At 45.3% G+C, this 10825-nt stretch carries 11 protein-coding genes; 9 read left to right on the top strand and 2 right to left on the bottom strand.

Translation table 11 applies throughout. The annotated features are described in order from the left end of the window. The coding region (ygiD, locus tag HMPREF2608_RS10895; protein ID WP_070827057.1) for a 4,5-DOPA-extradiol-dioxygenase at positions 1–683 on the top strand (683 nt) is incomplete at its 5' end. Positions 684–985: 302 nt separating this feature from the next. On the opposite strand, the gene HMPREF2608_RS10890 is transcribed toward ygiD, so the two are convergent. Beyond that, positions 986–1972, bottom strand: coding sequence for a GlxA family transcriptional regulator (locus HMPREF2608_RS10890; RefSeq protein WP_070827056.1), 987 nt, complete (start codon positions 1970–1972; stop codon positions 986–988). Positions 1973–2069: 97 nt separating this feature from the next. Here HMPREF2608_RS10890 and HMPREF2608_RS10885 point away from each other — a divergent pair, with 97 nt between their 5' ends. Both HMPREF2608_RS10885 and HMPREF2608_RS10880 read left to right on the top strand, forming a co-directional pair. After that, positions 2070–2921, top strand: a complete 852-nt coding sequence (locus tag HMPREF2608_RS10885) for an MBL fold metallo-hydrolase (RefSeq protein WP_070827055.1) — start codon at positions 2070–2072, stop codon at positions 2919–2921. Between the two features lie 338 nt (positions 2922–3259). After that, the gene (locus tag HMPREF2608_RS10880) at positions 3260–4897 is read left to right on the top strand and encodes an NAD-dependent malic enzyme (RefSeq protein ID WP_070827054.1); all 1638 of its coding nucleotides are present in this window, start codon (positions 3260–3262) and stop codon (positions 4895–4897) included. Positions 4898–4979: 82 nt separating this feature from the next. On the opposite strand, the gene HMPREF2608_RS10875 is transcribed toward HMPREF2608_RS10880, so the two are convergent. Beyond that, positions 4980–5870, bottom strand: coding sequence for a LysR family transcriptional regulator (locus HMPREF2608_RS10875; RefSeq protein ID WP_070827053.1), 891 nt, complete (start codon positions 5868–5870; stop codon positions 4980–4982). Between the two features lie 128 nt (positions 5871–5998). Here HMPREF2608_RS10875 and HMPREF2608_RS10870 point away from each other — a divergent pair, with 128 nt between their 5' ends. The 6 genes from HMPREF2608_RS10870 to HMPREF2608_RS10845 all read left to right on the top strand — a co-directional run. Then, positions 5999–6847, top strand: a complete 849-nt coding sequence (locus tag HMPREF2608_RS10870) for an aldo/keto reductase (RefSeq protein WP_070827052.1) — start codon at positions 5999–6001, stop codon at positions 6845–6847. A gap of 49 nt (positions 6848–6896) precedes the next feature. After that, complete coding sequence (locus HMPREF2608_RS10865) at positions 6897–7475, top strand: NAD(P)H-dependent oxidoreductase (RefSeq protein ID WP_023887408.1); 579 nt, start codon at positions 6897–6899, stop codon at positions 7473–7475. Positions 7476–7591: 116 nt separating this feature from the next. After that, positions 7592–8092 (top strand): OsmC family protein, encoded by a 501-nt coding sequence (locus tag HMPREF2608_RS10860; protein WP_283115577.1) that lies wholly within the window; start codon positions 7592–7594, stop codon positions 8090–8092. Between the two features lie 92 nt (positions 8093–8184). Then, a complete protein-coding gene (locus HMPREF2608_RS10855) occupies positions 8185–8520 on the top strand; it encodes a thioredoxin family protein (protein ID WP_070827050.1) in 336 nt (111 codons plus the stop codon). Positions 8521–8780: 260 nt separating this feature from the next. Then, entirely contained in the window at positions 8781–10061 is a 1281-nt protein-coding gene (locus HMPREF2608_RS10850; RefSeq protein ID WP_070827049.1) for an ATP-binding protein, read from the top strand. Positions 10062–10140: 79 nt separating this feature from the next. After that, positions 10141–10825, top strand: a 685-nt coding sequence (locus tag HMPREF2608_RS10845; RefSeq protein ID WP_210402787.1) for an SIR2 family NAD-dependent protein deacylase, incomplete at its 3' end; no start/stop codon positions are given.

The following is a 10825-nucleotide window of genomic DNA, read 5'->3' as shown; positions in this document are numbered from 1 at the left end:
TTGCCAAACCAAAAGCTATTTTGATGATTTCAGCACATTGGTACAGCAGCCGTTTGCAGGTTACGTCTGGTGAACACCCTGAAATGATTTACGATTTCTACGGCTTTCCTGAAGAGCTCAGCCAAGTGCAATATCCTGCACCTGGCTCGCCTGAGCTGGCGGAGCAAATGAGGTCATTATTGCAGCCGGAAAATGTCGAGCTGAACCCAATACGAGGCTTTGATCATGGCGCTTGGGCGGTGTTGAAATATCTCTATCCTGATGCCGATATTCCAGTAGTGCAACTTAGCCTTAACCGTTTGCAATCGGCGGAATGGCATTTCAACTTGGCGAAAAAGTTAGCGGCTTTACGAGAACAAGGCGTGTTGATTATCGGCAGCGGCAACATTGTGCATAATCTGAGGGCGATAAGCTGGGAACATATTGATCAAATCGGTGCGGGTTATGACTGGGCGTTTGCTTTTCGGGAAACGGTCAATCAGGCGATTGCAACACGAGATAATGAAACTTTGGTGCATTATCAGCAGCTAGGCGAAAAGGCCGAGCTTTCTGTGCCAACGCTGGATCATTACTTGCCGTTGCTGTACATCATGGCATTACGCGAACGGCAAGACGATATTACATTTTTCAATGATAATTTGATTGCAGGCTCGCTTAGTATGACGTCGGTTTTGGTGGGGTAAAAAGGAAAAAAGTTGATTCACTTTGTGAACAGCGTGATATTGTTTCAGACGGCATCTTGTGTCCATATAAGAGTCGCTATCTCTATTGGCGAGGATGAGATTGAGCTTGTCATCTTTGAATATAAATGATTAGGATAGAACAAGCGTTTGGATTTTGAAGATGATTTATAAAAACTCTTTGAAATTTCTCTACTCTTTGAAAAAGAAAAAAGGCCGTCTGAAAAGTATAGGCTGCTTTTTTGTATTTTCAGACGATCTCCGAAGTAGCCTGCACTCAGGTATTTTAGATTGACTAACGCGAGCTATCTGCCAAATACTTTCCGCCAGGCATTCGGATTGACTTTAAACTTGGCTTTGAACTGCAAACGTAGGTTTGCCGCGCTGCCGAAGCCGCTTTGTTCAGCGATGCGGTCTATCGGCAAATCCGTATTTTCCAACAAATCCTGCGCCTGCCATAGCCGCTCTGTGGTGAGCCACTCACCGAAATTCATGCCTGTGGCTTGAGAAAAATGGCGGATAAAGGTTCGGCGGGAAACAGCTAATTTTTTTGCCAAATCGTCCAAGCGGTATGGGGTTGCAAGGTTTTGGCGCAGTTCGTCCAATAAGTGATTGATTTTGTCATCGGCGGTACGGCGTTCGACAGGTCGGTGGATAAACTGTGCCTGCCCGCCTTCGCGGTGTGGTACCGCAACCAAGGTACGGGCAAGGTCGTTGGCAACGGTTGCACCGTGGATTTTGCGGATGAGGTACAGGCAGCAATCTAGCCCGCCCGCCGCACCTGCCGATGTTAAAAAATTGCCGTCTTCCGCATATAGGCGGTTGGTATCCAGATGAATTTTAGGGAAACGGCTGACAAAATCGTCTTCGGCAAGCCAGTGGGTCGCGGCGGTTCTGCCGTCTAAAAGTCCTGTGTAGGCAAGGGCGTAAGAGCCGTAGCATAGGGCGACAATATGTGCACCACGTTTCGCTGCCCGCTGTAAATTCTCAGCCAGTTCCGGCGTCGGGGTTTCTTCAATATTGCGCCAGCCTGCGATGACGATGATGTCGGCTTCTTCCATCAAATCCAAGCCGCCGTGTACGGGAATGCTTGCGCCCAGTGCCGTGATGACGTCTTTGCTATCATCGGAACAGATTTTCAGGTCAAAGAGCGGATTGTCCCGATAGGCCGTCTGAAAAACAGAAAAGGGAATGTTGAAGACAAAATCATTCATGCCCGATTGAGCATATAGCACGATTTTGGGGACAGCTTGATTTTGGCGAAACTCGTTACGCTCGTTTTCAGACGACATTTTGGCACTATCCTTACGTTTATTGGCAATATTGCCTATTTTAGCCGATGCACCTGCTGCTTAAAATACGCTCCATGATTTTTTAAGGAGCAACATCATGAAATTCAAGCAATTTATTCTTGCCACTGTTTTGGGCGCGACAGCCTTTTCCGCTTGGGCAGACGATTCATACCAACATATCCGTAACGCTACTGCCAAAGTCGAATACGCAGGACAGACGTTTTTGGTTGACCCGTTTTTCGCCCCCAAGCATTCCATGAACGGCTTTGCCGGTACGTTCAATAACCAAGCCAAAATGCCGCTGGTCGGGCTGCCGATGAGCGTGAATAAAATTTTGGACGGTGTGGATGCAGTTATCGTTACCCATACTCACGAAGACCATTGGGACGAAACCGCCGCACGTTCCATTCCAAAAAACCTGCCCGTATATGTGCAGCACCAAGCTGACGCTGCCAAAATCCGCAGCCAAGGCTTTACTGATGTACGCGTGTTGAACGGCAGCACTGTCTTCAACGGTGTAACCATCAGCAAGACCGGCGGCGTACATGGTACAGAAGCCATGTATGCCAACCCTCAGCTAGCCGAAATCTTAGGCGATGCAATGGGTGTGGTATTCCAAAGCAGCGGACATAAAACCGCTTATATCATGGGTGATACTGTGTGGACGGCAGATGTAAACAAAGCATTGAACCGCTACAAACCCGATTATCTGATTATGAACACGGGCTACGCGCTGATTTCAGGCATTTCAGACGGCATTATTATGGGGACGGCTGATGTATTAAAAGCCAGCCAAGTCATGCCTAAAGCCAAAATCATTACCGTACACATGGATACCGTGAATCATACCGCCGTCAGCCGCGCCGATATGCGTAAATTTATACGCGGTCAAGGCATTGAAAGCCGTGTGAACGTTCCGGAAGACGGAGAAATCCTGAAACTGGATTGATAAGCGGTCATCTTTTAAAGAGAATTTGCAAAAATACCTAAAAAACTGACCGCTCTTTGTTATGAAAAAAACCGTCTGAAAAACAGGATGGGGGTTCGTAGGCACGCATTCAAAAAATCAGACCAATGGCACCTGCACTGTTTCAGGTAGCCTGAAACAGTGTGGTTTAGATTCAGTTTCATTGTGACACGTCTGTTAGTAGTCTTTAAAAGGCTAATCATCAACTTTTAAGGACTTTCTAGGTTGTTAAATTAACTTTTAATCCATATTTTTTTAAGTACAATATAACAGTCCATTTTTCGGACGAACTTTGTCCTAACCTTCAAAGGAGACACAATATGAGCAACACCCCCACCATCCTACAGAACCCTCTCACCAACAAAGATACCGCTTTCACATTGGAAGAGCGAGCAAAATATGGCCTGACCGGCCGCCTACCTGTCGTTGTAGAAACGCTCGAACAACAGGCCACGCGTGCTTACCGCCAGTTTTCATCCTATGAAAAAGATATTGAAAAATATATCTTTCTCGATCAACTGCACAACCGCAACGAAGTACTGTACTACAAACTCCTGATTGACCATCTAGCTGAAATGCTACCCGTCGTTTACGACCCCACTGTCGGCGAAGCAATTAAAAAATGGAGCCGCGACTACCGCCGTTCGCGAGCTGTCTATCTGGATGTAAACCATCCTGAAAACATCCGTGCATCGTTTGAAACGCTGGGCTTGGGTGCAGATGATGTAGATTTGATTGTGGTTTCCGATGCGGAAGAGATTTTGGGTATCGGCGACTGGGGTGTGAACGGCACGGATATTTCCGTCGGCAAACTGGCAGTTTATACTGCTGCTGCGGGCATTCATCCCAGCCGCACCATTGCTGTGAATCTAGATGTGGGTACAGATAATGAAGCCCTGCTCAATGATCCCGCTTATTTGGGCAATCGCCATGCCCGCGTGCGTGGTGAACGCTACGACGCATTGATTGCAAGCTACCTGAAAACTGCTGCTGAAATGTTCCCCAATGCGCTTTTGCACTTTGAAGACTTCGGTCCGTCCAATGCCCGCCGCATTTTGGTGGAGAACCGCCGACAATACCGTATTTTCAACGACGATATGCAGGGAACGGGGGCGATTGTGATGGCTGCCGTATTCTCTGGCCTGAAAGTGACCAAACAGACCTTTGCCGAACAGCAGTTGGTGGTGTACGGTGCAGGCACCGCAGGAACGGGTATGGCCGACCAAATCAGTGCGGCGATGGAGCGCGAAGGCCTGAGTCGCGAAGAAGCGAAACAACGCGTATGGCTGATTGACATCAACGGACTGGTTACTGACGACATGGACGGCTTGCCCGATTACCAGCAGGAATATGCCCGACCCGCCGCCGAAGTTGCCGACTGGGCGAAAACGGACGGTAAAATCGGCTTGCTCGAAGTTGTAAAACAAGTAAAACCGACTATCTTGATTGGCACATCCACCGATCACGGCGCATTCACTGAAGACGTAGTCAAAGCCCTATGTGCGGGCGTAGAGCGCCCAATTCTGCTGCCGTTATCTAACCCGACCGAGAAAATCGAAGTGATGCCGAGTGAGGCTATAAAATGGTCGGATGGCAAAGCACTCATTTCTGTCGGCATCCCCGTGCCACCCGTGCCGTATAAAGGCGTGAACTACGAAATCGGTCAAGCTAACAACGCCATGCTTTACCCAGGGTTGGGGCTGGGGGTTATCGTTTCCGGTGCGAAACACGTTACTAACGGGATGCTGCTGGCTGCAGCTGAAGCAGTCGCCTCGCAAGTCAATCCACAGGACGAAGGCGCGTCGCTCCTGCCATCGGTGAATAACCTGCGTGCATCGTCTGCTACTGTTGCTGTTGCTGTTGCCAAACAGGCGGTCAAGGACGGTGTAGCGACCAAGCAGCCTGAAAACTGGGTACAGGCGGTGCAGGACGCAATGTGGCAGGCGGTATATGAATAAGGTCTCCTAGAAGCTATAAGGCTACCTGAAAGCAAAAAGCAGTCTGAAATCCATGCAAAGAAGTCAGGCTGTTTTTACATTTTCAGACGACCTCCACCCGCAGCGCATCCACAATCAACTTAAACACATTGGAATGCCCACGGCTGCTGGGGTAATAGAGGTAAAGCGGTTCGTAAGTCATAGCATACTCAGGCAACAGCTCGACCAGGTGCCCCGAATTGAGTGCATCCGCTACGCTCATATGTGCTATCCACGCAATGCCAAGGCCGTCTGAAACGGCTTGCAGACGCAGATGATTGTTGATGGAAAACTGCGATTTTGGTGTGAACGTAATCAGCTCTTTTTTGTATTTGAATTCCCACTGCATCTCCGTGCCGTGTTCAGCGGAGAGTTTTATGCCGATAAGGTGGTGCTGTTGCAGATCATCAATATTTTTTGGCGAACCGTGTTGTGCCAAATAATCGGGCGAGGCAACCAATACCATTTTGAGCGGTGCGGAAATTGGCACCGCAATCATCTCTTTCGCTACCTTGTTACCTAACCGAACGCCCATATCAAATCCTTCTTTCACAATATCTGCCCAACGATCGTCCACCACGATTTCCAAGCGGATTTTCGGGTATTGGTTCAAAATCGGCTTTAATTTTGGATACAACACGGCTTCCGCTGCCATCGCCGGGGCGTTGATGCGAATCAATCCCGATGGCGTATTCAAAAAATCATTTAATGCATCGACTTCTTGGTTTATGGCTTGATAAAGTGGGGAAAGTTGGTCGAAAAGCTGCTGCCCCGCTTCGGTCAGCGATACATTGCGCGTAGTGCGGTTGAACAAGCGCAAATTTAGCCGCGTTTCTAAATTTTTCATGCTGTGGCTCAACGCCGAAGAAGAAATCCCCAAAAGTTGCCCCGCTTTCACAAAACTCTGCGTTTGCGCCAACGTCAAAAAATAATTCAGTTCGTTAAAGTTCTGCATTTTCTCTTTAAACTCTCTTTTATTAGTGAATTTAATTCATTGCATAATAAAGCCAACCCCTATTGATCTCAATAAAAACAAATCATAGAATGACTGCACTTTCATGAGAGTAAACAGAAGACAATATCATGCAAAACATCACATTAAACAATGGCATAAAAATTCCTATTCTCGGTTTCGGCGTATTTCAAATTCCCCCCGAAGAAACCGAGCAAGCTGTGATTGCTGCCATCAAAGCAGGATACCGCCACATCGACACCGCACAGATTTATATGAATGAAACCGAAGTCGGTTTGGGGATTAAAAACAGCGGCGTGGCGCGCGAAGAATTGTTCGTTACCACCAAAATTTGGGTAGAAAATTTCGGCTACGAAGCCACTAAAGCCTCGCTGGAGCGTTCATTAGGCCGTCTGAATTTGGATTACATCGATATGGTGCTGATTCATCAGCCTTACGGCGACAGTTACGGCACATGGCGCGCGCTGGAAGAATATCAGGCAGCCGGCAAAATCCGCGCCATCGGCGTGAGCAATTTTTCGCCCGTACGCGCGGTGGATTTGGGACTATTCAATAAAGTGATGCCGCAAGCCAATCAGATTGAAATTAATCCGTTCCAACAAAAAACCGAAGCCGTTTCCGCTTTGCAGGCTGAAGGTATCGCCGTGGAAGCATGGGCGCCGTTTGCTGAAGGCAAAAACGATATTTTCCACAATCCCGTGTTAAGCAAAATCGGTGCAAAATACGGCAAATCTGTGGCACAAGTGATTACCCGCTGGCTGGTGGAACGTGGCATAATTGTATTGGCAAAATCCACCAAACCCGAACGCATGGCGGAGAACTTGAACATCTTTGACTTTGCCCTCAGTGATGAAGACAAAGCAGAAATTGCCAAACTGGACGGCACGTTCGACGCCATCGTCAATCACGACACGGTGGATAATTTGAAACGTATCGCTTCATGGAAAACGGGACAATAACCGCAAACATCACATCCTTTTTTATAAATTATTTATTCTAGGAGTAAAAATGAACATTTTATTATTAAACGGTGGTAAAGAATTCGGCCATTCGCATGGTGAGTTAAACAACACGCTTCACAAAAAAGCAAAAGAAGTTTTGACCGCACTTGGACACAATGTAAAAGAAACTGTGATTGATGCTGGCTATGATGTTGAGGCAGAAATCGAAAAATTCTTGTGGATGGATGCCGTGATTTGGCAGATGCCTGTTTGGTGGATGCACGAGCCTTGGACAGTGAAGAAATACATAGACGAAGTATTTATCGCTGGACACGGCAAGCTTTACCACAGTGATGGCCGTCATCGTGTTAGTCCAACTGAAGGCTTCGGTACAGGTGGTTTGTTGCAAGGCAAAAAACACATGCTTTCGCTTACTTGGAATGCGCCGATTGAAGCGTTCACCCGTGAAGGCGACTTCTTTGAAGGCAAAGATGTGGATGCTGTGTACATGCCTTTCCACAAACTCAACGAGTTCATCGGTTTGACCCGTCTACCGACATTTACATGTAACGATGTAGTTAAAAATCCACAAGTAGAACAATACTTCGCAGACTACCAAGCACATTTGAAAAAAGTGTTTGGTTAATGATAAAACATCAACTTGAAGTGGTGGGCTTTTGCCCACCATTTTGTCAGTCGCTAATTGGTACGAAATAGTGTAGCGAAAAACCATCTGCAATTCATTATATGAAAGGACAAAACATGATTAACGGGTTAGATATCGAACGTTTCCGAACTACCATGGCAGCGGTTGAAAACGACCATACAAAAGGCAAGGCAGCATTACGCGCCGATTCGCGCTGGGTATCCGGCACGAAGAACGAAATCTCCGTGCGCCGCTTCCCTGCCTTTACCACAGACGAACCGAAAAACATGGGCGGTGAAAACGCCGCCCCAAGTCCGATGGAATACCTGATCGGTGCTGCGGCAGGCTGCTGCTCCATAGGTTTCGAGTTGCAAGCAGCACAGGCAGGCGTGAAACTGGAACAGTTTGAAATATCCGCAAGGGGCGGTATCGACATGGCCAAACTGTTCGGCATGGAAGATGGCTACGGCGGACTGGATAATCTGGTGCTAACCGTAAAAGTAAAAGCCGACGCCGACCTTCCTACCCTGCAAAATTTCGCCGACCGCTCCGCCGCCACCTCCCCAGTGTTGAACAGCCTGAAAGCGCGGGCAAAAGTGGTTGTGGAAAAAATCTAGACGACTCAAACCGTTTTCTTGTTTTCATTTCGTTGAAAGCCCCTTTTCTAGACAACTTGAAACGTGCTTAATCGCTCAAAGGAGTACATGACATGCAACAACTGCACACTCTGAAAGACATCGAACAGGCCATCGCCACACACCCTTTAGTATCACTGTACATCAAAGCCCCAATCTGCGGTGTTTGTACGGTCGTGGCCGCCCAGCTTGACTCAGCTTTGGCGGTGGAAGGAAATGTGTATGCCGTAAAAACCGATATTGCTGAAATACCCGAAATGGCCGGGCGTTTCCACGTGCTGACCGCACCTGCATGGCTGCTGTTTTATCAAGGCAAGGAAGTAGAACGGATGGCCCGCTTCATCCCTCAGGCACAGATGAAGCAGACATTGGCAAAATGGACAAAAATAGCAGAAAGCGGACATCAGTAACCGGTCTATCAATGTTTCAGACGGCTGCGGTCTTGATAATGATGCAAGTGGTCAAATTTTTAAGATGATTTGCAAAAATATCTGAAAATTTGACCGCTCTTTGGCATAAAAAAGCCTTTTATCCCTTCCTTTGCTTTAGAAAATGTACACTTCAACCATTTTTTCATTTGAAAAAATGCTTAAAAGAAAACTTGTATCGTTAGAAAAAGTGTATTTCATGCTGTATAATTAGCCTATATCCCTTGTTTTGAAGAGACATTATGCAGCGTAAGATCATACAATCCTTAGAAAAGTGGAAGCACAAAACAAACCGAAAACCATTAATTATTCAGGGAGCAAGACAGGTAGGAAAAACTTGGGCGATGAAACACTTTGGCGAGCAATCCTTTGAAAAAGTGGCGTATATCAACTTTGATAATAACCCTCGCATGAAAACGCTATTTTCTTGCGACTATGATATTGATCGCTTAATGCTTGGTTTGAAAATTGAAAGCGGTGTCGATATTCAAGCAGAAAACACTCTGATTATTTTTGATGAAGTACAAGAAGTCCCTCAAGCATTATCTTCACTCAAATATTTTTACGAAAATGCACCTCAATTTTATATTGTCGCGGCAGGCTCATTGCTTGGGGTATCATTACATCATCAAGTCTCTTTTCCTGTCGGCAAAGTGGACTTTCTACCACTTTATCCCATGGATTTTCATGAATTTTTAACTGCACTTGGCAAACAAGATTTGGTGAAATTGCTTGAGCTGAAAGACTGGTCGCTAATTTCAGCCATGAAAACCACCTATATTGATTTGCTCCGTCTATATTATTTTGTCGGCGGTATGCCCGAAGCGGTAAAAGTATTTATCGAAACACAAAATGTCGATGAAGTGCGTCAAATACAGCGTAATTTATTGATGGCGTATGAACAAGATTTTTCCAAACATATTCACGATGGTCAAACTGTGCAAAAAGTACGGTCAATTTGGGCTTCCATTCCTGAGCAACTTGCCAAAGAAAATAAAAAATTTATCTATGCTCAGCTACAAAAAGGGGCGAGAAGCAAAGACTATGAAGTTGCTCTGCAATGGTTAAAAGACAGCGGCTTAGTACATAGCGTGCCTCGTGTGAAGAAACCACATTTACCACTTTCCGCTTATCAAGATAACGCCTTTAAATTGTATGGTTTAGATGTGGGGCTGCTTGCCGCACAAAGCAATTTGGATGCCAGCGTACTGCTAGAAGGTAGCCGTATTTTTACCGAATTTAAAGGCGCTTTAACCGAACAATACGTTTTACAACAACTGATTGCCACCCAAGAAAACCCTGTTTTTTATTGGGCCACTGAAAAAGGTACAGCAGAGGTAGATTTTGTTGTGCAACGTAAGCAAGCTGTGATTCCGATTGAAGTCAAAGCAGAAGAAAATCTAAAAGCGAAAAGTTTGAAAGTGTATGTAGAACAATTCCAGCCTGAACAAGCAATTCGCTTTTCCATGGCGGATTATCGGGAACAGGATTGGCTGGTGAATGTACCGTTGTATGCTATATAGTTTATTTAAAAATACTTGAAAAAGTCCTATTTATCCATATTTCAAGAAAAGTTATCAAACAAAAGAATGAAGAGAGATTATGAACAAAAAACAGTTTATACGAGAATTAGTTAATGAGCTATCTGCGAATAATTTAGCAATTTTTGCAGGAGCTGGATTATCTGTTGCTGCAGGATTCGTGGATTGGAAAGGGTTACTTAAAGATTTAGCTGAAGAATTAGATTTGGATATTGACAAGGAAGAAAATGATCTAATTTCCTTAGCACAATACTACATCAATGAAAAACAGGGGAATCGTTCTAAAATAAATCAAATCATTTTGAATGAATTTTCTCACCAAGCAGTTCTAACGGAGAACCATAAAATTTTAGCTAGGTTACCTATAGATACTTTTTGGACAACCAATTATGATTCAATGATAGAGAATGCTTTAAAAGATGCGGGGAAAGTTGTAGATATCAAACATTGTATAGGCCAACTCCCTATCTCTATTCATAAAAGAGACGCTGTAGTTTATAAAATACATGGTGATGCTTCTCTTCCAGACCAAACGGTCTTAATTAAAGATGATTATGAAAAATTTCATTTAACAAGAAATGATTTCTTTACCGCACTGCGTGGAGATTTATTAACCAAACGTTTTCTTTTCTTAGGATTTAGTTTTTCCGATCCTAATATTGATTATATTTTAAGCAGAATTCGCTCGTCATATAATGAAAACCAGAAAGAACGAGACCTTTGCAAAATTCCCCAAAATCCCCTAA

The sequence above is a fragment of the Neisseria sp. HMSC064D07 genome (assembly GCF_001837185.1).
Classification (GTDB): Bacteria; Pseudomonadota; Gammaproteobacteria; order Burkholderiales; family Neisseriaceae; genus Neisseria; species Neisseria flavescens_C.
The sequence above is the reverse complement of the archived record's forward strand: the minus strand, read 5'-3'. Positions and strand labels throughout refer to the sequence as shown.

What these genes read in the sequence shown, in the direction of transcription:
- HMPREF2608_RS10890 (WP_070827056.1), bottom strand. Translation starts at nt 1,972, where the DNA reads ATGTCGTCTGAAAACGAGCGTAACGAGTTTCGCCAAAATCAAGCTGTC.
- HMPREF2608_RS10885 (WP_070827055.1), top strand. Translation starts at nt 2,070, where the DNA reads ATGAAATTCAAGCAATTTATTCTTGCCACTGTTTTGGGCGCGACAGCC.
- HMPREF2608_RS10880 (WP_070827054.1), top strand. Translation starts at nt 3,260, where the DNA reads ATGAGCAACACCCCCACCATCCTACAGAACCCTCTCACCAACAAAGAT.
- HMPREF2608_RS10875 (WP_070827053.1), bottom strand. Translation starts at nt 5,870, where the DNA reads ATGCAGAACTTTAACGAACTGAATTATTTTTTGACGTTGGCGCAAACG.
- HMPREF2608_RS10870 (WP_070827052.1), top strand. Translation starts at nt 5,999, where the DNA reads ATGCAAAACATCACATTAAACAATGGCATAAAAATTCCTATTCTCGGT.
- HMPREF2608_RS10865 (WP_023887408.1), top strand. Translation starts at nt 6,897, where the DNA reads ATGAACATTTTATTATTAAACGGTGGTAAAGAATTCGGCCATTCGCAT.
- HMPREF2608_RS10860 (WP_283115577.1), top strand. Translation starts at nt 7,592, where the DNA reads ATGATTAACGGGTTAGATATCGAACGTTTCCGAACTACCATGGCAGCG.
- HMPREF2608_RS10855 (WP_070827050.1), top strand. Translation starts at nt 8,185, where the DNA reads ATGCAACAACTGCACACTCTGAAAGACATCGAACAGGCCATCGCCACA.
- HMPREF2608_RS10850 (WP_070827049.1), top strand. Translation starts at nt 8,781, where the DNA reads ATGCAGCGTAAGATCATACAATCCTTAGAAAAGTGGAAGCACAAAACA.